This window comes from Pseudomonas sp. TWP3-1 (assembly GCF_049896625.1).
Lineage (GTDB): Bacteria > Pseudomonadota > Gammaproteobacteria > Pseudomonadales > Pseudomonadaceae > Aquipseudomonas.
The window spans coordinates 105,814-126,229 of the sequence record NZ_JAFCUQ010000013.1 but is presented as its reverse complement, the minus strand read 5'-3'; the positions used below and the strand labels follow the sequence as shown (position 1 = coordinate 126,229).

At 60.0% G+C, this 20,416-nt stretch carries 18 protein-coding genes; 7 read left to right on the top strand and 11 right to left on the bottom strand.

Annotated elements, in window-relative coordinates; all coding sequences use genetic code 11:
* Window positions 1–30: 30 nt before the first annotated feature.
* Entirely contained in the window at window positions 31–1,080 is a 1,050-nt protein-coding gene (locus tag ACP7BN_RS18515) for an alkene reductase (protein WP_426205562.1), read from the top strand.
* Window positions 1,081–1,261: 181 nt separating this feature from the next.
* Complete coding sequence (locus ACP7BN_RS18510; protein ID WP_426205561.1) at window positions 1,262–1,891, top strand: hypothetical protein; 630 nt, start codon at window positions 1,262–1,264, stop codon at window positions 1,889–1,891.
* Window positions 1,892–2,089: 198 nt separating this feature from the next.
* Here the strand turns inward: ACP7BN_RS18510 and emhR are convergent, their stop codons facing one another.
* Entirely contained in the window at window positions 2,090–2,722 is a 633-nt protein-coding gene (emhR, locus tag ACP7BN_RS18505) for an efflux system transcriptional repressor EmhR (RefSeq protein ID WP_426205560.1), read from the bottom strand.
* Between the two features lie 266 nt (window positions 2,723–2,988).
* On the opposite strand from emhR, the gene emhA reads away from it, so the two are divergent.
* From emhA to emhC, 3 genes are read left to right on the top strand one after another with little or no spacing between them, the layout of a single operon-like run.
* Window positions 2,989–4,146, top strand: a complete 1,158-nt coding sequence (gene emhA, locus ACP7BN_RS18500) for an efflux RND transporter periplasmic adaptor subunit EmhA (RefSeq protein WP_426205559.1) — start codon at window positions 2,989–2,991, stop codon at window positions 4,144–4,146.
* A 3-nt stretch (window positions 4,147–4,149) separates the two neighbouring features.
* The gene (emhB, locus tag ACP7BN_RS18495) at window positions 4,150–7,314 is read left to right on the top strand and encodes an efflux RND transporter permease subunit EmhB (protein WP_426205558.1); all 3,165 of its coding nucleotides are present in this window, start codon (window positions 4,150–4,152) and stop codon (window positions 7,312–7,314) included.
* Entirely contained in the window at window positions 7,311–8,771 is a 1,461-nt protein-coding gene (emhC, locus tag ACP7BN_RS18490; protein ID WP_426205557.1) for an efflux RND transporter outer membrane subunit EmhC, read from the top strand. Before emhB ends, emhC begins: the two co-directional genes overlap by 4 nt.
* Before the next feature lie 690 nt (window positions 8,772–9,461).
* Here the strand turns inward: emhC and ACP7BN_RS18485 are convergent.
* Complete coding sequence (locus tag ACP7BN_RS18485) at window positions 9,462–9,623, bottom strand: hypothetical protein (RefSeq protein WP_426205556.1); 162 nt, start codon at window positions 9,621–9,623, stop codon at window positions 9,462–9,464.
* On the opposite strand from ACP7BN_RS18485, the gene ACP7BN_RS18480 reads away from it, so the two are divergent.
* Window positions 9,622–10,875 carry an OprD family porin gene (locus ACP7BN_RS18480; protein WP_426205555.1) on the top strand — a complete coding sequence of 418 codons (1,254 nt, stop codon included), beginning with the start codon at window positions 9,622–9,624 and terminating at the stop codon, window positions 10,873–10,875. The genes ACP7BN_RS18485 and ACP7BN_RS18480 overlap by 2 nt on opposite strands.
* Before the next feature lie 168 nt (window positions 10,876–11,043).
* A complete protein-coding gene (locus ACP7BN_RS18475; RefSeq protein WP_426205554.1) occupies window positions 11,044–11,850 on the top strand; it encodes a methyltransferase domain-containing protein in 807 nt (268 codons plus the stop codon).
* 142 nt (window positions 11,851–11,992) lie between these two features.
* Here ACP7BN_RS18475 and pcaC read toward each other — a convergent pair whose 3' ends face one another.
* The 9 genes from pcaC to ACP7BN_RS18430 form a co-directional block, all read right to left on the bottom strand.
* Window positions 11,993–12,385, bottom strand: coding sequence for a 4-carboxymuconolactone decarboxylase (pcaC, locus tag ACP7BN_RS18470; RefSeq protein WP_426205553.1), 393 nt, complete (start codon window positions 12,383–12,385; stop codon window positions 11,993–11,995).
* A gap of 11 nt (window positions 12,386–12,396) precedes the next feature.
* Window positions 12,397–13,188 (bottom strand): 3-oxoadipate enol-lactonase, encoded by a 792-nt coding sequence (gene pcaD / locus ACP7BN_RS18465; protein WP_426205552.1) that lies wholly within the window; start codon window positions 13,186–13,188, stop codon window positions 12,397–12,399.
* Between the two features lie 12 nt (window positions 13,189–13,200).
* Entirely contained in the window at window positions 13,201–14,565 is a 1,365-nt protein-coding gene (locus ACP7BN_RS18460) for a 3-carboxy-cis,cis-muconate cycloisomerase (RefSeq protein WP_426205551.1), read from the bottom strand.
* Between the two features lie 45 nt (window positions 14,566–14,610).
* A complete protein-coding gene (locus ACP7BN_RS18455; protein ID WP_426205550.1) occupies window positions 14,611–15,906 on the bottom strand; it encodes an MFS family transporter in 1,296 nt (431 codons plus the stop codon).
* A 253-nt stretch (window positions 15,907–16,159) separates the two neighbouring features.
* A complete protein-coding gene (pcaG, locus tag ACP7BN_RS18450) occupies window positions 16,160–16,726 on the bottom strand; it encodes a protocatechuate 3,4-dioxygenase subunit alpha (protein ID WP_426205549.1) in 567 nt (188 codons plus the stop codon).
* Window position 16,727: 1 nt separating this feature from the next.
* Window positions 16,728–17,432 carry a protocatechuate 3,4-dioxygenase subunit beta gene (gene pcaH / locus ACP7BN_RS18445; RefSeq protein WP_426205548.1) on the bottom strand — a complete coding sequence of 235 codons (705 nt, stop codon included), beginning with the start codon at window positions 17,430–17,432 and terminating at the stop codon, window positions 16,728–16,730.
* A 36-nt stretch (window positions 17,433–17,468) separates the two neighbouring features.
* Window positions 17,469–18,674 carry a 3-oxoadipyl-CoA thiolase gene (pcaF, locus tag ACP7BN_RS18440; RefSeq protein ID WP_426205547.1) on the bottom strand — a complete coding sequence of 402 codons (1,206 nt, stop codon included), beginning with the start codon at window positions 18,672–18,674 and terminating at the stop codon, window positions 17,469–17,471.
* Window positions 18,671–19,450: a CoA-transferase subunit beta gene (locus ACP7BN_RS18435; RefSeq protein ID WP_426205546.1), complete on the bottom strand. Its 780-nt coding sequence runs from the start codon at window positions 19,448–19,450 to the stop codon at window positions 18,671–18,673. The genes pcaF and ACP7BN_RS18435 overlap by 4 nt, the downstream gene beginning before the upstream one ends.
* Window positions 19,450–20,307, bottom strand: a complete 858-nt coding sequence (locus ACP7BN_RS18430; protein WP_426205545.1) for a CoA transferase subunit A — start codon at window positions 20,305–20,307, stop codon at window positions 19,450–19,452. The genes ACP7BN_RS18435 and ACP7BN_RS18430 overlap by 1 nt, the downstream gene beginning before the upstream one ends.
* Window positions 20,308–20,416 lie beyond the last annotated feature (109 nt).

Below are 20,416 nucleotides of genomic sequence, written 5' to 3'. Positions count from 1 at the left end.
CACTTAATCACCTCACGAGGGTTGTATCTCATGGCAACTATTTTCGATCCGATCAAACTGGGCGACCTCGAGCTGTCCAACCGCATCATCATGGCGCCGCTGACCCGCTGCCGCGCCGACGAAGGCCGCGTGCCCAACGCGCTGATGGCCGAGTACTACGTACAACGCGCTTCTGCCGGGCTGATCCTCAGCGAAGCCACTTCGGTAACCCCGATGGGCGTCGGCTACCCGGACACCCCGGGCATCTGGTCCAACGATCAAGTGCGCGGCTGGACCAACGTGACCAAAGCCATCCACGCTGCCGGCGGCAAAATCGTCCTGCAACTGTGGCACGTCGGCCGCGTCTCGCACCCGTCGTACCTGAACGGTGAAACCCCGGTGGCTCCAAGCGCGATCCAGCCGGCAGGCCACGTCAGCCTGGTGCGTCCGCTGTCCGACTACGTCACCCCGCGCGCACTGGAAACCGCTGAAATCGCCGACATCGTCGACGCCTACCGCGTGGGTGCCGAGAACGCCAAGGCCGCCGGTTTTGACGGCGTGGAAATCCACGGCGCCAACGGTTACCTGCTCGACCAGTTCCTGCAAAGCAGCACCAACCAGCGTACCGACAACTACGGCGGCTCCCTGGAAAACCGTGCGCGCCTGTTGCTCGAAGTGACCGACGCTGCGATCGAAGTCTGGGGTGCCGGGCGTGTTGGCGTGCACCTGGCACCGCGTGCCGACTCCCACGACATGGGTGATGACAACCTCGCCGAGACCTTCACCTACGTCGCTCGCGAACTGGGCAAGCGTGGCATCGCGTTCATCTGCTCGCGTGAGAAAGAAGGCGCTGACAGCCTCGGCCCGCAATTGAAAGAAGCCTTCGGCGGCGCGTACATCGCCAACGAACGCTTCACCAAAGACAGCGCCAACGAGTGGCTGGCCAGCGGCAAGGCTGACGCCGTGGCGTTTGGTGTGCCGTTCATTGCCAACCCGGATTTGCCAGCGCGTCTGAAGGCCGATGCGCCGCTGAACCAGCCGCATCCGGAAACTTTCTATGGCAAAGGCCCGGTGGGTTACATTGACTATCCAACGCTGTAAGCGTTAGTTAGTAGCAACTAAACAAGCCCCGACTCGAAAGAGCCGGGGCTTTTTTAGTTCTCACAGATAGTTAATTAAATACATAAACCATTACACACCTTGTAAGCAAACCTTCAGCGGCGCTGTTATCTTCAGCCACCACAACACAACACAACACAATCAAACAACCAGAGATCGAATCATGGACGAAATTGAAGAGCTACTCTCATACTTGGAAGGGGAACATGACCAGGAGTATATCGACAGCACCAGAACCTATTTAGCCGGCCTGAGCAAAGAACAATTAGAAAGCGAAAAGGCAAACTTTTTACTTGGTAGAAAATTTGAAGAAAACTATAAACTGGCTCGACAGCAGCAGCCTGTAGAATGGGAGGCGATTCGCAAAACAACCTCAAAGACCAACATCCTGATCCACATCTACAATCATACTCACGAAACATTTTCTCTGATCAGTTCAACGTGGGATGGCGAGTCGGAGGATTTTGAAATACCACCTGGCGACTGCTATTCACTTTTATTACCAAACGCGTTGCTACGACGTATCACCAGTGGCAAGCAAGCATTTCGAAGTTCACTGATCAGTCATAAATTTACATATAGTAGCGGTGACTACGCATTCAGTTTCGCGACAGCAGCAACACTAACAAATCGCGGCTATGATCCGCTTGCTTTTGACGCAAAGTCGAGAGTATCGCGACAACACAGTATTCACTCGATTGGCCAGCGCAAAATCCTATGCGAATACGCACTGGAACAAAACCAGAGCGCCACCCCTTATAGCTACGCACTTAAGATTCAAATCCGGTATTAATTCTTGTAATTACCGGCCCATGAGCAAGCGCCCTTACGAGGACGCTTGCCTCCTTCGCTCAAATCGCAACGACCAAATTTCCCTTCGGCGAAAATACAAAATCCCTACAAAAGACGTAGCGCGCTACGTATAAACTCGCCGCGTGAATATTCCTGTGCACCTTGGTTGACACAGCCCGCTCCAATCCCGGATTTTGTTTCATTTGCGCAGGCTGGGACTCAAGCGCAGCATGTCCAACCCGGTATCGACCCAGCGCTCGGCTTCGGCATGCAGCTCGAAGCTGTCCGGCGCGAGTAGCCAGCCATAAAGGAGGCCGTCGATATAGGCATGAATGCTGATGGCCGCGCGGGCAGTGTCGAGATCTTCCGGCAGCTGGCCGCGATTCACCGCATTACGCAGGGTCAGGCCGATACGCAGATTGCAATCGAGACTGGCCGTCCGGCGCTGCTGGCGCAGATCGCACATTTCATCGGTGAACTCGCACTTATGAAACAGAATTTCGTTGATGCGCCGGGTTTTCGGATCCAGCGCAACTTGATGAAACAAATGAATCAGCAGCTTGCGCATGCAGCCCAGCGGATCGAGTTCGTCCTCGCTCTCGCTGGCCTTGGCCAGTTCATCCAGCGGCTCATGCAAGGTATCGAGCATAGCCTGCAGCAAATCGGCTTTGTTGCTGAAGTGCCAATAGATGGCTCCGCGCGTCACGCCGGCCAGGGTGGCGATGTCCGCCAGCGTGGTGCGCGCGACCCCGCGCTCATAGAAAGCTTTCTCGGCCGCTTCGAGGATTTGGCTTCGGGTTTCCTGAGCTTCCTCTTTGGTACGACGAACCATGGCAGTAAAACCTCAAACAGGATGTTTCAGCGATGACTGAATATTCGCTGAATAAAAAGGGCTGGATCTCTCGCGGATCATCTCCCGGGCCTACAATTCCTAACCTTGCAACCACTTTTGTAACAGGCTGGATACGACGCCAGGGTGTTTACAAACAGCCATGAATGTAAGTATATTCCTTAGCAAGCTACTTATCCACCCGGTATCTGTTTTTTACCCTTACACATTTCTTGTGCGCTTTTTGCGCGCCTGACCCGAGGATCTTCATGCAATTCAAGCCAGCTGTTACCGCTCTGGTCACTGCCGTCGCCCTGGCATCGCTGCTCAGCGGATGTAAAAAGGAAGAAGCGGCGCCTGCCGCACCGCCTCCTCAGGTCGGCGTCGTCACCCTGCAACCACAAGCCTTTACCCTGACTTCCGAACTGCCGGGCCGCACCAGCGCGTTCCGCATCGCTGAAGTTCGACCGCAGGTCAACGGCATCATTCTCAAGCGTCTGTTCAAGGAAGGCGGCGATGTCAAAGCCGGCCAGCAGCTGTATCAGATCGATCCGTCGGTCTATGAAGCGACCCTGAAAAGCGCCGAAGCCAACCTGCGTTCGACCAAGTCGATCTCCGATCGCTACAAGCAGCTCGTTGACGAGCAAGCCGTGAGCCGTCAGGAATACGACACCGCCCTGTCCAACCGCCTGCAATCGGAAGCGACCCTGCAGAGCGCGCAGATCAACGTGCGTTACACCAAGGTTTACGCACCGATCTCCGGCCGCATCGGCCGCTCTTCGGTCACCGAAGGTGCACTGGTCAGCAATGGCCAGACCGACGCCATGGCGGTGATTCAGCAGCTTGACCCGATCTACGTGGACGTCACGCAGTCTTCGGTGGAATTGCTGGAGCTGCGCCGCGAGCTGGAAAGCGGTCGTCTGCAAAAGGCTGGCGATAACGCCGCTGCGGTCAAGCTGACCCTCGAAGACGGCAGCCAGTACAAGCTCGACGGTAAGCTGGAATTCTCCGAAGTGTCAGTCGATCAGACCACCGGCTCCGTGACGCTGCGCGCAGTGTTCCCGAACCCGGATCACACCTTGCTGCCAGGCATGTTTGTGCACGCTCAGTTGCAGGCCGGTGTGAACAGCGCCGCGATTCTCGCTCCGCAACAAGGCGTGACCCGTGACCTTAAAGGCACTCCGACCGCACTGGTAGTCGGCGCGGACAACAAGGTTGAACTGCGTCAGCTCAAGGCCAGCCGCACCGTTGGTAGCCAATGGCTGATCGAAGACGGCCTCAAGGCCGGCGATCGCCTGATCACCGAAGGTCTGCAATTCGTCAAGCCAGGCGTCGAAGTCAAAGCCACCGAAGCGACCAACGTCGGCACCAAGAACCCGGCCCCCGCACAGGCAGCTGATCAAGCCGCCGGCGGCAAAGGGGAGTAATTCATGTCAAAATTCTTCATCGACCGTCCGATTTTCGCCTGGGTAATTGCCCTGGTGATCATGCTGGTCGGGGCACTTTCGATCCTCAAATTGCCGATCAACCAATACCCGAGCATTGCGCCACCGGCCATTGCGATCTCCGTGACCTACCCGGGTGCTTCGGCACAAACGGTTCAGGACACCGTGGTTCAGGTGATCGAGCAGCAGCTCAACGGTATCGACAACCTGCGTTATGTGTCTTCGGAAAGTAACTCCGACGGCAGCATGACCATTACCGCGACCTTCGAGCAAGGCACCAACTCCGACACCGCGCAGGTGCAGGTTCAGAACAAGCTGAACCTGGCCACCCCGCTGTTGCCGCAGGAAGTGCAGCAACAAGGTATCCGCGTGACCAAGGCAGTGAAAAACTTCCTCTTGGTGATCGGCGTGGTGTCGCGCGACGGCAGCATGAGCAAGGACGACCTGTCCAACTACATCGTGTCGAACATGCAGGATCCGATTTCGCGGACTGCCGGCGTCGGTGACTTCCAGGTCTTCGGTGCCCAGTACGCGATGCGCATCTGGCTCGACCCGGCCAAGTTGAACAACTTCAACCTGACCCCGGTTGACGTCAAGACCGCGATCGCCGCGCAGAACGTTCAGGTGTCGTCCGGTCAGCTCGGTGGCTTGCCTGCCGTACAAGGCCAGCAACTGAACGCCACGATCATCGGCAAGACCCGTCTGCAGACCGCCGAGCAATTCAAAGAGATTCTGCTCAAGGTCAATAAGGACGGCTCGCAGGTTCGCCTCAAGGACGTCGCCGACGTCGCCCTGGGTGGCGAGAACTACGCGATCAGTGCCCAGTTCAACGGCAGCCCGGCATCCGGTCTGGCAGTCAAACTGGCCAACGGTGCCAACGCCCTCGACACCGCCAAGGCACTGCGCACGACGATTGACAGCCTCAAGCCATTCTTCCCGCAAGGGATGGAAGTGGTATTCCCGTACGACACCACCCCGGTGGTGACCGAGTCGATCAAAGGTGTGGTTCATACCTTGGTCGAGGCCATCGTACTGGTGTTCCTGGTGATGTTCCTGTTCCTGCAGAACTTCCGCGCCACCGTCATCACCACGATGACCGTGCCGGTGGTATTGCTCGGTACGTTCGGCATCCTCGCGGCGTTCGGTTTCAGCATCAACACCCTGACCATGTTCGGTATGGTGCTGGCCATCGGCTTGCTGGTGGACGATGCCATCGTCGTGGTGGAAAACGTCGAACGGGTGATGAGCGAAGAAGGCTTGTCACCGAAGGAAGCAACCAAGAAATCCATGGGCCAGATCCAGGGCGCACTGGTCGGTATTGCGCTGGTTCTTTCGGCGGTATTGCTGCCGATGGCGTTCTTCAGCGGCTCCACCGGGGTGATCTACAAGCAGTTCTCCATCACCATCGTCTCGGCCATGGCCCTGTCGGTACTGGTAGCGCTGATCTTCACCCCGGCGCTCTGCGCCACCATGCTCAAGCCGATTCCGAAGGGTGAGCACGGCACACCGAAAAAAGGTTTCTTCGGCTGGTTCAACCGCAACTTCGACCGTGGCGTTCGCAGCTACGAGCGCGGTGTCGGCAGCATGCTTCAGCGCAAGATTCCTTACTTGCTGGCCTACCTGCTGATCGTGGTGGGAATGATCTGGCTGTTCACCCGCATTCCGACCGCATTCCTGCCCGAAGAAGATCAGGGCGTACTCTTCGCTCAGGTGCAAACCCCTGCCGGCTCCAGTGCCCAGCGCACTCAGGTAGTGGTGGATGAAATGCGCGAATTCCTGCTGCGTCCGACCAAGGACGGCGGCGAAGGTGACGCAGTGGCTTCGGTGTTCACCGTGACCGGCTTCAACTTTGCCGGCCGTGGTCAGAGCTCGGGTATGGCGTTCATCATGCTCAAGCCGTGGGGCGAACGTAACGCTGACAACAGCGTGTTCAAACTCGCCGCCCGTGCCCAGCAGCACTTCTTTACCTTCCGCGATGCGATGGTGTTCGCCTTCGCCCCGCCGGCGGTTCTGGAACTGGGTAACGCCACCGGTTTCGACGTGTTCCTGCAAGATCGCGCCGGTATCGGTCACGAAAAGTTGATGGCTGCGCGTAACCAGTTCCTCGGCATGGCGGCGCAGAGCAAAGTGCTGTCGCAGGTACGTCCGAACGGCCTGAATGACGAGCCACAATTCCAGCTGGAAATCGATGACGAGAAGGCCAGTGCCTTGGGCATTACCATCAGCGACATCAACAACACGTTGTCGATTGCCTTGGGCAGTAGCTACGTCAACGACTTCATCGACCGTGGTCGAGTGAAAAAAGTGTACGTACAGGGCCAGCCGGACTCGCGCATGAGCCCCGAAGACCTGAAGAAATGGTTCGTACGCAACGCCAGCGGCACCATGGTTCCGTTCTCGGCGTTCGCCAAGGGCGAGTGGGCCTACGGCTCGCCGAAGCTCTCGCGTTACAACGGCGTGGAAGCGGTGGAAATCCTTGGTGCTCCGGCTCCGGGTTACTCCACGGGTGAAGCGATGGCCGAAGTCGAAGCCCTCGCAGCTAAACTGCCGGCGGGTGTGGGCCTGTCCTGGACCGGTCTGTCCTACGAGGAACGTCTGTCAGGCTCTCAGGCGCCGGCGCTGTATGCCTTGTCGCTGCTGATGGTGTTCCTGTGTCTGGCGGCACTGTATGAGAGCTGGTCGATTCCGATTGCGGTCATGCTCGTGGTGCCGTTGGGGATCATCGGTGCGCTTATGGCCACTAGCCTGCGCGGTCTGTCGAACGACGTGTACTTCCAGGTTGGCCTGTTGACGACCATCGGCCTGGCGGCCAAGAACGCCATTCTGATCGTTGAATTCGCCAAGGAACTGCATGAGCAAGGGCGCAGCTTGCGCGATGCGGCGATCGAAGCATGCCGCATGCGTCTGCGCCCGATCATCATGACCTCGCTGGCATTCGTTCTCGGTGTGGTGCCACTGGCGATCTCCACGGGCGCAGGCTCGGGCAGTCAGCATGCGATCGGTACCGGCGTGATTGGCGGTATGATCACCGCCACCGTACTCGCGATATTCTGGGTGCCACTGTTCTTCGTCACTGTGTCGTCCATTGGCCAGCGTAAAAACGCCGACCTGGATGACGCCAAAGAAACTCCTAAAGAGGCTGGCCAATGAGCAAGTCGCTACTCTCCATCGCCGTCGCCGCCTTCGTGCTGAGCGGCTGCTCGCTGATACCTGACTATCAGCAACCGGCAGCACCGGTCGCAGGCCAGTACCCGCAGGGCCCGGCGTACTCGCCGGCCCAGGCTCCGGCGCAGGCCGCTGCCGAGCAGGGCTGGAAGCAGTTTTTCCATGACCCGGCACTGCAGCAACTGATTCAGGTGTCGCTGGAAAACAACCGCGACCTGCGCGTCGCGGCACTGAACATCGACGCCTATGCGGCTCAATACCGCATCCAGCGCGCCGATCTGTTCCCGGCCGTTTCAGCGAATGGCAGCGGCAGTCGTCAGCGAGTCCCGGCCCGGGCTTCGCAGACCGGTGAGTCGAGCATCACCAGCTCGTACTCCGCCACCGTCGGCATCAGCGCCTACGAACTCGACCTGTTTGGTCGGGTGCGCAGCCTGAGCGAGCAATCGCTGCAGCAATACTTCGCCACTGAAGAAGCGCGCCGCAGCACCCAGATCAGTCTGGTGGCCAACGTGGCCAACGCCTACCTGACCTGGCAGGCCGACAAGGAACTGCTCAAGCTGACTCAAGACACCCTCGGTGCCTTCGAAGAAAGCTACAAGCTGACCAGCCGCAGCAACGAAGTCGGTGTCGCCTCGGCGCTGGATCTGGCGCAGTCGCGCACCTCGGTGGAAAACGCCCGTGCACAACTGGCGCGTTACACCCGTCAGGTGGCACAGGATGAAAACGGTCTGACGCTGCTGCTCGGCACTGGCATCCCGGCCAACCTGCAAGTGGCCAAACCGCTGTCCGACGACCTGCTCAGCGATGTGCCGCCCGGTCTGCCATCGGACCTGCTGCAACGTCGCCCGGACATCCTTCAGGCCGAATACAACCTGAAGGCGGCCAACGCCAACATCGGCGCGGCCCGTGCCGCGTTCTTCCCGAGCATCAGCCTGACCGCCAACGCGGGCAGCCTGAGCCCGGACCTGTCCGGCCTGTTCAAGGGTGGTTCGGGCACTTGGCTGTTCCAGCCGCAGATCAACCTGCCGATCTTCAACGCCGGCAGCCTGCGCGCCAGCCTCGATGCCGCCGAGATCCAGAAGGACATCGGCGTGGCGAACTACGAGAAGTCCATTCAAACGGCCTTCCAGGAAGTCGCCGACGGCCTGGCCGCGCGTCAGACCTACACCGAGCAGTTGCAGGCTCAGCGTGATTTCGTCCAGGCCAACCAGGATTACTACCGCCTGGCTGAGCGTCGCTATCGCATTGGCGTCGACAGCAACCTGACCTTCCTCGATGCCCAGCGTCAGCTGTTCAGCGCGCAACAAGCGCTGATCACCGACCGCCTCGCGCAGCTGACCAGTGCGGTCAACCTGTACAAGGCACTCGGCGGTGGCTGGAATGCGCAAACCGCGCAGAACGAGCCGCTGAAAGAAGAAGCGCCGAAGATGAAGTTGTTCTGATCCTCGGCTGAATACAAGGAGCCCACCAATTGGTGGGCTTTTTGTTGTCTGCCTGAAAGTGGTGTTGTCTGGGCTGGCCCCATCGCCAGCAGGCTGGCACACACAACTCCAATTTGCGTACACCCCCGCGGCAAAGCCGCCCCACTCAACACAATGAGCGTTAGCTCGAGTACCGCTCTTGATCTCAAGCGCCCGTCGGCAGGCTGAGTGGAGGGATTGATCCGGGGGTGGGAGCGCAGCGACCGTTCGACGAAGTCGAACACATCGAGAGGAGGTGCAGCGCAGCAAACCGGAGGCGATGCCCCCGGATCAATCCCGGAGCGAAGGAACCCGAGCCACAGCGAGGGCCGAACGTCAGGGTAAAGCCTTTTGGGTTACCTTTTCGGCGTTTGGAAAAGGTGACCCGCCGTCAGGGCGGAACCCCAAGCAGCCGTTACCGCAGCAACGGATATGTACCCAGCCAGAAACAACCCCATCGCCTAACAGATAGCCATCGCTGGCAAGCCAGCTCCCACAGTTTTTGTGTTGTTCACAAGTTTTGGGTACACCCGAGAACACTGTGGGAGCTGGCTTGCCAGCGATGAGGCCCTGACAGCCACTACAAAACAAAGATCAATCTTGCGTTCGATAATCGCCCGAAACCCGCTTTTACTGATTGAACACAGACATCCGCGCCCCGCACCATCCGAATCACAAAATCAATAACAACAGGTTCACCACCATGCTCCCACGCCCTGCCCCGTCAGGCTGATCGCCACCGCTCCATCCCCAGATCTGCAACCCCATGTCTGCCCCGAAAGTGGCGGCAACAAATTCGTTCTGCCCCATAAAAACTAGAGAGACCCAAGTCATGACGCCTTCCAGTTACGGATTCCCCGGTTTGATCGCTCTGGCCCTGGTGGGCACCGCCCTCCCCGCAGCCGCCGAGGAAGCAGGCTTTGTCGAGGGCGCCAAGGTCAACCTGAACCTGCGCAACTTCTACATCAACCGCAACTTCACCAACCCGACCAAGGCGCAGGGCAAGGCTGAAGAGTGGACGCAGAACTTCATCCTCGACGCCAAATCCGGTTTCACCCAAGGCACCGTGGGCTTCGGCATGGACATCCTCGGCCTGTACTCGCTCAAGCTTGATGGCGGCAAAGGCACTGGCGGCACGCAACTGTTGCCGCTGGATCGTGACGGACGCCCCGCAGACAACTTCGGCCGCACCAACGTCGCGTTCAAGGCGAAGTTCTCGCAGACCGAAGTCAAGGTCGGCGAATGGATGCCGGTGCTGCCGATCCTGCGCTCTGACGACGGCCGCTCGCTGCCGCAAACCTTTCGTGGCGGGCAGATCACCTCGAAGGAAATCGACGGCCTGACCCTTTACGGCGGGCAGTTCCGCGCCAACAGCCCGCGCGACGACAGCAGCATGAGCGACATGTCGATGACCGGCAAAGCAGGCTTCACCTCAGATCGTTTCAACTTTCAGGGCGGCGAGTACGCGTTCAACGAAAAACGTACGCAGATCGGCCTGTGGAACGCCGAGCTGGAAGACATTTACAGCCAGCAATACGTTAACCTGACCCACAGCCAGCCGCTGGGCGACTGGACCCTCGGCGCCAACCTCGGTTTTTTCTACGGCAAGGATGACGGCAGTGCCCGCGCCGGCGAGCTGGACAACAAGACCTGGTCGGGCATGCTCTCGGCGCGCTACGCCGGCCACACTTTCTACGTCGGCCTGCAAAAACTCACCGGCGACAGCGCGTGGATGCGCGTCAACGGCACCAGCGGCGGTACCCTGGCCAACGACAGCTACAACGCCAGTTACGACAACGCGCAAGAGCGCTCCTGGCAGATCCGCCACGACTACAACTTCGTCGCCCTCGGCGTCCCCGGCCTGACCCTGATGAACCGCTACATCAGCGGCGACAACGTACACACCGCCACCACCAGCGACGGCAAGGAGTGGGGCCGCGAATCGGAACTCGGTTACACCGTACAGAGCGGCACGCTCAAGGATCTCAACGTCAGATGGCGCAACTCGACCATCCGGCGCGACTTCAACAATAACGAATTCGATGAGAACCGCTTGATCGTCAGCTATCCGATCAGCTTGCTATAGGCCATCCGTCGGGATGGCTGGCATAGCGCCAGCCATCCATTAGAGTAAGAAAAACCTGAAGGACTCAGGCGCTGCACCTACCCGCTTCCGTTATCTGTGGATGTTGGTCCCCGCGACTCAAGCCAAGCTGTCATCGGAAGACACTGCTGATCAATGGAGGACCACCTCATGATCGCTCGCCTCAAATCTGTGCCTGACTGGGACGCCACTGCGTACCAGCAATTCTCACGTCTGCGACAACGTCCGGTGTGCGAATTGCTTGAACGTATCGACCTGGTAAATCCCAACCTCATCTATGATCTGGGCTGCGGCACCGGCATTGGCACTCAAGCTCTGGCCAAACGCTGGCCGCGCGCACAACTGACAGGCGTCGACAGCTCAAGGCAAATGCTCGAGCAGGCGCGATGCCTGCCGATCAAAGCCCAGTGGCACCATTGCGACCTGCAAGGCTGGAAGCCTGAAAAACCCGCCGACCTGCTGTTCGCCGCCGCCGTGCTGCACTTCATCGATGACCATCAGAATCTGCTTCCGGGATTGCTCGGGCACCTCGACCCGGGCGGCTGCCTGGCTGCGCACATGCCCGACTGGCGGGATGCGCGCTGGTATCAATTGATGCTCGATACGCTTGAGGACAGTGGCCAGAACGGCAAGCCACTGGGCACGCCGCAATTGCGCGAAAGAATGCGCAGACGCCCGTTGTTGCCATTAGCCGATTACTACCATTTGCTCGCCCCGCTGTGCGCGACGGTGGACATCTGGGAGACCGAGCAGATGCAAGTGGTGGACGGCAAGTCGCCGGTTTACGACTGGATCAAGGTGTCAGCGCTGCGTGAGGTGATGCAGGGGCTGGATGCTGGCGAGCAGGCGCGGTTCATCTATCACTTTGTGATGCGGGTGCAGGCGGAGTATCCGCAGCAGCGTGACGGGCGTACGTTGTTTCCGTTCAAGCGGATTTTCATTGTTGCCAAGACGTGATTGATCGCGGCGGCCTCATCGCTGGCAAGTCGAATCGTCGCACCGCAGCTCCCACAGGTTTTTGTGTCGTTCACAAATTTTGGGCACACCCGAGAGCACTGTGGGAGCTGGCTTGCCAGCGATGGGGCCAGTTCAGCCACAATCACTCCCGGGATTCGACACCCAATTCATCCCAGACCGACTCTGCCAAGTGGAACGTCGCATTCGCCGCCGGAATCCCGCAGTAGATCGCGCTCTGCATGATCACCTCCTTGATCTCCCCACGGCTCACGCCGTTATTGGCGGCAGAACGCAAATGCAATTTGAGTTCACCTTCGCGGTTCATGCCGATCAGCATGGCGATGGTGATCAGGCTGCGGGTGTGGCGCGGCAGGCCCGGACGCGTCCAGATATCGCCCCAGGCGTGCCGGGTGATCATCTCCTGAAACTCCGAGTTGAATTCGGTCAGGGCTGTCAGGCTGCGATCAACATGCGCATCGCCCAATACCGCGCGGCGCACTTGCATGCCGTCGTCGTAACGTTGTTTCTCGTCCACAATCTTTCCTCTCAATCAGCCTGCAAGAACGTCAGCACTCGGTCGCTGAACGCGCTGCCGGCCTGCACGTTGGACAAATGCGCCGCATAGAACTCGGCGTACTCGGCACCGCGCACATGTTCCTGAATGAAATGCCCGCCGGAGGGTGGCGTGACCGCGTCTTCCGTGCCGGCAATCACCAGCAACGGCACTTTGATCGAGCCAAGTTGATCACGGAAATCCGCATCCCGCACTGCCGCGCAATTGGCCGCGTAGCCCTCAGGCGATGTAGCCGCGAGCATATCGGTAATCTGCTTGGCCGCCGCCGGATTGGCAGCGGAAAAGTCAGCGGTAAACCAGCGCGCAATCGACGCATCACGCAGCGCAACCATCGCTGCAGCGCCGTCACGCAGGACCATTTCAATGCGCGGATTCCACACCGACGGATCGCCGATCTTTGCCGCCGTATTACACACGATCAACTTGTGCAGCCGCTGCCCGGCATTGATCCCCAGCCACTGACCGATCAAGCCACCCATCGACAACCCGCAAAAATGCGCCCGCTCGATGTGCAGCGCATCCAGCAACGCGAGCACGTCGTGGCCCAGTTGCTCGATGGTGTACGGCCCCGACGTCACCAGTGATTTACCGTGGCCTCGGGTGTCGAAGCGCAGCACGCGAAAGTGCTCGGTGAACGCCGGCATCTGCGCGTCCCACATGTGCAGATCAGTGCCCAGCGAGTTGGACAGCACCAACACCGGAGCATTGGTTGGCCCTTCAATTTGATAGTGCAGTTCGCCATCGGCGAGTTGAACGAAAGCCACAGCCCTCTCCTTTCAGTCAGACAATGCGATGTGTTCGGCCACCGCTCGCTCGACCCAGACTTGCGCCTGGCCAAGGTAGTGAGCGGGGTCGAGTAGATGATCCAGTTCAGCAGCGCTCAGCTCGGCGGTAACTTGCGGCTCATCACCGAGTACCGCACGTAAATGGCGTTGTTCGGCCACCGCGCGTTTGCAGCATTGTTCGAGCAGATGATGCGCAGTGTCGCGCCCGACCCGCTGCGCGAGGACGATGCTCACCGCTTCGGCCAGCACCAGACCTTGGGTCAATTGCAGATTGCGCGCCATGCGTGCGGCATCCACTTCAAGACCATCGGCCAGTAGCCGTGCCTGCTGCAAGGCACCCGAGACCAAACAGCAAATCTCCGGCAAGGTTTCCCATTCGGCGTGCCACAGGCCGAGGCTGCGCTCATGCTCCTGCGGCATCGCGCTGAACAGGGTCGATACCAGCCCCGGCATCCGCGTCGCGGCGCCGATCAACACCGCAGCACCGACCGGATTGCGCTTGTGCGGCATGGTCGAAGAACCGCCCTTGCCCGGCGCCGAAGGTTCGAACACTTCCGCGGCTTCGGTCTGCATCAACAGGCTGATGTCGCGGCCAAATTTGCCGAGGCTGCCGGCGATCAATCCCAGCACAGCGCCGAACTCGACGATGCGGTCGCGTTGGGTGTGCCACGGTTGTTCGGGCAAGGTCAGTTGCAATTCTTCCGCCAACGCCTCGGCAACTGGCAACGCTTGTTCGCCCAACGCCGCGAGCGTGCCGGACGCGCCGCCAAATTGCAGCACCAACAGACGCGGCTTGAGTTCGCGCAGACGCTGACGGCTACGCGTCACGGCGCCGAGCCATCCGGCGATTTTCATGCCCAGCGTGACCGGCGTCGCGTGTTGCAGCCAGGTGCGTCCGGCCAGCGGCGTTGCGGCGTGACGTTGTGCCTGGGTCGCCAGTGAATCGGCGAGTTGCGCCAGTTCGCCTTCGATCAGATCCAGCGCCTGACGCAATTGCAGCACCAGCCCGGAATCCATCACGTCCTGACTGGTCGCGCCCAAATGCACATAGCGCTCGGCTTCGGCATCCGCCGCCGCGATCTGCTTGCCCAACGCCTTGACCAGCGGAATCGCCGAATTGCCAGCGCTGGCAATCGCCTCGCCCAACGCTGCGAAATCGTACAGATCGGCGCGGCAGGCATTTGCGATCGGTGCGACCGCAGACGCCGGAATCAATCCAACCCGCGATTCAGCCCGAGCCAGCGCGGCTTCGAAATCGAGCATCGCCTGCACCCGGCCTTGATCGCAGAACACCTCACGCATGTCGCGAGCAGTGAAATAGGCATCGAACAGTTGATTGCCCGGTCGCTGAGTCATAAAAGTCCTTGCGCGCGCGGGCCGTGGTGGCCCGCGCGCATCGGTTTAAAGGTCGTGGTGCAGATACTTGGCTTGTTTGGGCAGGCGCAGACTGAACAGGAACGCCACCGCCATCATCACCGTGACGTACCAGTAGAACGAGTTTTCCATGCCGCCAGCCTTGAGGCTCAACGCCACGTATTCCGCCGAACCGCCGAAGATCGCATTAGCCACCGCATAGGCCAGACCGACGCCAAGCGCGCGGACTTCCGGCGGGAACATTTCGGCTTTCACCAGGCCGCTGATCGAGGTGTAGAAACTCACAATCGCCAGCGCCACGGTGATCAGCACCAATGCGAGAAACGGACTGCTGACGCTTTTCAGGGTCAGCAGAATCGGCACAGTGAACAGCGTACCCAGCGCGCCGAACCACAGCATCGAATTACGGCGGCCGATCTTGTCGGCGAGCATGCCGAACAGCGGTTGCATGCACATATAAAGGAAGAGCGCGCCGGTCATGATGTAGCTGGCGGTCTTGGCGTGCATGCCGGCGGTGTTCACCAGGTATTTCTGCATATACGTAGTAAAGGTGTAGAAAATCAGCGAGCCGCCAGCGGTGTAGCCGAGCACGGTGATGAACGCGGCTTTGTGGTCACGGAACAACGCGCGGATGCTGCCGGCGTCCTTGTTGTCGCGCATTTCCTTGCTGGTGGTTTCTTTCAGCGTGCGACGCAGGAACAGCGAGATCAACGCCGCAGCCGCGCCGACCACAAACGGAATCCGCCAGCCGTAGGCACGCAATTCATCTTCGCTGAGGAACTGTTGCAGGATCACCACCAGCAGCACCGCCAGCAGTTGCCCGCCGATCAGGGTGACGTACTGGAACGAGGCGAAAAACCCGCGCTGGCCCTTCAGTGCAACTTCGCTCATGTAAGTCGCGGTGGTGCCGTACTCGCCGCCGACCGACAGGCCTTGCAGCAGACGTGCGAACAGCAACAGCACCGGCGCCCAGACGCCGATGTCCTTGTAGGTCGGCAGACAGGCAATCAGCAGCGAGCCGAAGCACATCATCAGAATCGAGATCAGCATCGAATTCTTGCGCCCGTGCTTGTCCGCCACCCGGCCAAAAATCCAGCCGCCGATCGGCCGCATCAGGAACCCGGCGGCGAACACGCCAGCGGTGTTGACCAATTGCACCGTGGGATTGTCGGAGGGAAAAAACGCCGGGGCGAAATAGATCGCGCAAAAGGCGTAGACGTAGAAGTCGAACCATTCGACCAGGTTGCCGGACGAGGCGCCGACAATCGCGAAGATGCGCTTGCTGCGCTCTTCACCGGTGTAATGCGAGGCCAGGGTTGTCATTGTTTTTTACTCTGTGGGGACAGTGAGAGTCTAGACACACTTAGTAACAGTCCCGTTCCGCAATGGATCAGCACCCAGCTCTTGGGCAGCCTTTGTGGCGAGGGGATTTATCCCCGTTCGAGTGCGAAGCACTCGCAAATCAGAGGCACGCGATTTATATGAAACAACGCGCTGACTGGTTTTGGGGCCGCTTCGCTGCCCAACGGGGATAAATCCCCTCGCCACAGGTGATCGCTGACCACTGATGTACCGATCAGTAATCGAAGAACACCGTCTCGGCATCAGTGCCCTGCAAGATCACATTCCACTGATAAACCCCCGCCGCATCCTGCTTCGCCAACAAAGTCGCGCGGCGCTCGGCCGGCACGCATTCCAGCAATGGATCGTCGACGTTGGCCGGATCGCCTTCGAAGTAAATCCGCGTCAGCAAGTGCTTGACCAAGCCACGAGCAAACACCAACACCACCAGATGCGGCGCTTGAGTCGACCCCTTCAAGCCTTCAACCGTACCCGGTTTGATCGTGGTAAAGCGGAAACGCCCTTCAGCATCCACCGGCACCCGGCCAAAACCTTCAAAGTTCGGATCCAACGGTTTGGCTTGCTCATCTTCCGGATGGTCGTACTTGCCGGCGGCATTCGCTTGCCAGACTTCGAGCATCGCGTCGTTGACGACATCGCCGTTGCCATCCACCACTTGCCCGGTGATCGCCACACGCTCGCCAAGGGTCAGTTCGTTGGCGAGGTTTTCGCGGTTCAGCCAGGTCAGGCCGATGTGGTAATACGGCCCGACGGTGTGGGACGTGGTCGCATTCAGAGTCATCTTATTTCTCCATCGGCGTGGCTTCACGCCCGCGCAGCACGATGTCCCAGCGATACGCGAGGGCGTAGGACGGAATGGTTTTTTCCAGATCGAACGCGGCGATCAGGCGTTCCTTGGCCGAGGTGTCCGGCACGCAGTTGTAGATCGGGTCGTAGGGCAGCAACGGATCACCCGGGAAATACATTTGCGTAACTAGACGCGTGAGAATGCTCGGGCCGAACAGCGAAAAGTGCACGTGCGCCGGACGCCAGGCGTTGTGGTGGTTGCCCCACGGATAAGCGCCGGGCTTGATCGTCTGGAATTGATACCAGCCGTCAGCATCGGTAACGGTGCGGCCGGTGCCAGTGAAATTCGGGTCGAGCGGCGCATCGTGCAGGTCGCGGGCATGGTTGTAGCGACCGGCGGCGTTGGCCTGCCAGATCTCCACCAGAATCCCCGGCACCGGCAGACCGTCTTCATCAAGTACCCGGCCGTGGATGATGATCCGCTCACCCAAAGGCTCGCCTGGGTGCTGGGCAGTCAAATCGTTATCGGTGTCAGCCACACGCTCGGCACCGATGGTCGGCCCGGTGATTTCCGACAGCGAATGCGGCAGAAACACCAACGGCTTCGACGGCGAGCGCAGGTTGGTGGATTGATAGGTCGGGTGCAGGTACGGCGGCTGGGTGCCTTCCTGTGGGCGACGGTAACCAGGCTTGTCAGTCATTTCGCTTTCCTCGATTCTTATATTCGCAGCGGTGCGTCAGACGCGTTCGATGGCCAGGGCCAGACCTTGACCAACACCGACGCACATGGTCGCCAGCGCTTTCTTGCCGCCAGTTTTTTCCAACTGGTGCAGCGCGGTCAGCACCAAACGCGCACCGCTCATGCCCAACGGGTGACCCAAGGCGATTGCGCCGCCGTTCGGGTTGACCTGCGGGGCATCGTCAGCCAGACCCAGCTCGCGCAACACCGCCAGACCTTGGCTGGCGAAGGCTTCGTTGAGTTCGATCACGTCGAAATCGCCGACCGCCACACCGAGGCGTTCAGTGAGTTTGCGCACTGCCGGCACCGGGCCGATGCCCATCACCCGTGGCGCAACACCGGCGCTGGCCATACCCAACACTTTGGCGCGGGCGGTCAGACCGTGTTTTTTCACCGCTTCGGCCGAGGCTAGAATCAGCGCAGCGGCGCCATCATTGACGCCTGAGGCGTTGCCGGCGGTGACGGTTTTGTCCGGGCCGTTGACCGGTTTCAATTTGGTCAAGGCTTCAAGCGTGGTGTCGGCACGCGGATGTTCGTCCTGGCTGACTACGGTTTCGCCCTTCTTGTGCGCGATGCGCACTTCGACGATTTCTTCAGCGAAGTAGCCGGCGGCTTGCGCGGCGGCAGTCCGTTGCTGACTGCGCAGAGCAAAAGCGTCCTGATCCTCGCGGGAAATTTCGTAGTCGTCGGCCACGTTGTCGGCGGTCTGCGGCATCGCATCGACGCCGTACTGCGCCTTCATCAACGGGTTGATGAAGCGCCAGCCGATGGTGGTGTCTTCGAGTTTCATGTTGCGCGAAAACGCCGCGTCAGCCTTGCCCATTACGAATGGCGCCCGCGACATCGACTCGACGCCGCCGGCAATCGCCAGCTCCATCTCGCCGCTGGCGATGGCCCGGAACGCGGTGCCGATGGCGTCCATTCCGGAAGCGCACAGGCGATTGAGGGTTACGCCCGGCACCGTTTCCGGCAGCCCGGCCAGCAGCAGCGCCATGCGCGCGACGTTGCGGTTGTCTTCGCCGGCCTGGTTGGCGCAGCCGAGGAATACTTCGTCGACTGCGGTCCAGTCCACCGACGGGTTGCGCTGCATCAGCGCTTTGATCGGTACAGCGGCCAGATCATCGGCACGCACATTGGCGAGTCCACCGCCGAAACGGCCAATCGGGGTGCGAATCGCGTCGCAGATATAGACGTCACGCATCATGCTTCTCCCGGTGCCTGGCCGTGGGCGGCTGCGGTGCGCGCTTCGAGGTCGCGCAGTGCAGTCAGCTCAATCTCGGTCGGTTCAGCGGTTTGCTCGACGGTCTCGGCAAAACGGATCGCCCAACCAGTGGCAGCGATTACCTGCTCGCGAGTCACGCCCGGATGCAGTGCGGTGACCACGAATTCGTGGGTGCCCGCCTCCGGTTCCATGATGCACAAGTCGGTGATGATGCCGACCGGGCCAGCGCCCGGCAGGCCCAGACGCTTGCGTGAATCGCCGCCCTCGCCATGCCCGACCGAAGTGATGAAATCGAGCTTGTCGACAAACGAACGTGCCGACTGTTTAAGGATGATCAACACGCTTTTCGCCGAACCGGCAATTTCCGGCGCGCCACCGGCACCCGGCAGACGCACTTTCGGCGCGTGGTAATCGCCGACCACGGTGGTGTTGATGTTGCCGAAACGATCGACCTGTGCCGCGCCGAGAAAACCGACGTCGATGCGTCCGCCCTGCAACCAATAGCGAAAAATCTCACCGGTCGGCACCACAGTGTCAGCGGTTTCCGCCAGTTCGCCGTCGCCGATCGACAGTGGCAATACGCTTGGCTTGGCGCCAATCGGGCCGGATTCGTAGATCAGCACCACGTCCGGCGACGAGGTCAGTCGTGCGAGGTTGGCGGCTTTGGAGGGCAGGCCGATGCCGACGAAACACACCGAGCCGTTTTGCAACCGGCGGGCGGCGGCGACGGTCATCATTTCATTGGTGGTGTAAGTCATTACTTGGCCTCCGAAGCAGCGGCCAGCTTGGCCTGAAACTCGCTGAAATCAGCGCAGCCATGGATGTATTCTTCGATCCACGCGGTAAACGTCTGACGGTCGCGAGCGATCGCGTCCCACGCTTGGTAGAAGCGGTTGTCGCGCTGGTTGTAACCGTGGGCGTAGGACGGATGCGCGCCACCGGGCACATGGCAAACCGCGCTCAAGGCCCAGGTCGGCAGGACGCAGGAGTTCATCGGTGCTTTGAGGTCATCGACGATTTCCTCGACGGTGACGATGCAGCGTTTGGCGGCCAGCGCGGCTTCTTTCTGCACGCCGAGAATGCCCCACAGCAATACGTTGCCTTTGCGGTCAGCCTTCTGCGCGTGGATCACGGTCACGTCCGGACGCACCGACGGCACTGCCGCGAGCACTTCACCAGTAAATGGACAGGTGACGGTTTTGATCAGCGGGTTGACCTTCGGCAAGTCAGAACCGGCGTAGGCCCGCAGCACCGCGAACGGTAGGCCGGAAGCGCCGGCGACGTAGGCATTCGCCAGGTCGGCGTGGCTGTGTTCTTCGATCTCCAGTGGCTGTGGCCACTGCTTCTCGACCGCATCACGCAGACGGTGCAGCGAACCCACGCCAGGGTTGCCGCCCCAAGAGAAAATCAGCTTGCGTGCACATCCGGCACCGATCAGTTGGTCGTAGATCAGGTCAGGCGTCATCCGCACCAGGGTCAGATCTTTCTTGCCCTGCCGAATGATTTCATGACCTGCCGCCGTAGGGATCAGGTGCGTGAAGCCTTCGAGCGCAACGGTGTCACCGTCGTTGACGAATTGCTTCACCGCGTCGTGCAGCGAAAGGATCTCAGCCATGGAGCGGGCTCCCGTTTTTGTAATGAATCGCCAGTGATAAAAAGGCGCGAGGTTCAGCGCCGGAGTCACTGCAGATTAAGCCGCTGAAATTTGCCAAACAATCCGATAA

Excerpts from the sequence above, each read along its gene's own strand:
- ACP7BN_RS18515 (WP_426205562.1), top strand. The coding sequence starts at position 31 with ATGGCAACTATTTTCGATCCGATCAAACTGGGCGACCTCGAGCTGTCC.
- ACP7BN_RS18510 (WP_426205561.1), top strand. The coding sequence starts at position 1,262 with ATGGACGAAATTGAAGAGCTACTCTCATACTTGGAAGGGGAACATGAC.
- emhR (WP_426205560.1), bottom strand. The coding sequence starts at position 2,722 with ATGGTTCGTCGTACCAAAGAGGAAGCTCAGGAAACCCGAAGCCAAATC.
- emhA (WP_426205559.1), top strand. The coding sequence starts at position 2,989 with ATGCAATTCAAGCCAGCTGTTACCGCTCTGGTCACTGCCGTCGCCCTG.
- emhB (WP_426205558.1), top strand. The coding sequence starts at position 4,150 with ATGTCAAAATTCTTCATCGACCGTCCGATTTTCGCCTGGGTAATTGCC.
- emhC (WP_426205557.1), top strand. The coding sequence starts at position 7,311 with ATGAGCAAGTCGCTACTCTCCATCGCCGTCGCCGCCTTCGTGCTGAGC.
- ACP7BN_RS18480 (WP_426205555.1), top strand. The coding sequence starts at position 9,622 with ATGACGCCTTCCAGTTACGGATTCCCCGGTTTGATCGCTCTGGCCCTG.
- ACP7BN_RS18485 (WP_426205556.1), bottom strand. The coding sequence starts at position 9,623 with ATGACTTGGGTCTCTCTAGTTTTTATGGGGCAGAACGAATTTGTTGCC.
- ACP7BN_RS18475 (WP_426205554.1), top strand. The coding sequence starts at position 11,044 with ATGATCGCTCGCCTCAAATCTGTGCCTGACTGGGACGCCACTGCGTAC.
- ACP7BN_RS18460 (WP_426205551.1), bottom strand. The coding sequence starts at position 14,565 with ATGACTCAGCGACCGGGCAATCAACTGTTCGATGCCTATTTCACTGCT.
- ACP7BN_RS18455 (WP_426205550.1), bottom strand. The coding sequence starts at position 15,906 with ATGACAACCCTGGCCTCGCATTACACCGGTGAAGAGCGCAGCAAGCGC.
- pcaG (WP_426205549.1), bottom strand. The coding sequence starts at position 16,726 with ATGACTCTGAATGCGACCACGTCCCACACCGTCGGGCCGTATTACCAC.
- pcaH (WP_426205548.1), bottom strand. The coding sequence starts at position 17,432 with ATGACTGACAAGCCTGGTTACCGTCGCCCACAGGAAGGCACCCAGCCG.
- pcaF (WP_426205547.1), bottom strand. The coding sequence starts at position 18,674 with ATGATGCGTGACGTCTATATCTGCGACGCGATTCGCACCCCGATTGGC.
- ACP7BN_RS18435 (WP_426205546.1), bottom strand. The coding sequence starts at position 19,450 with ATGACTTACACCACCAATGAAATGATGACCGTCGCCGCCGCCCGCCGG.
- ACP7BN_RS18430 (WP_426205545.1), bottom strand. The coding sequence starts at position 20,307 with ATGGCTGAGATCCTTTCGCTGCACGACGCGGTGAAGCAATTCGTCAAC.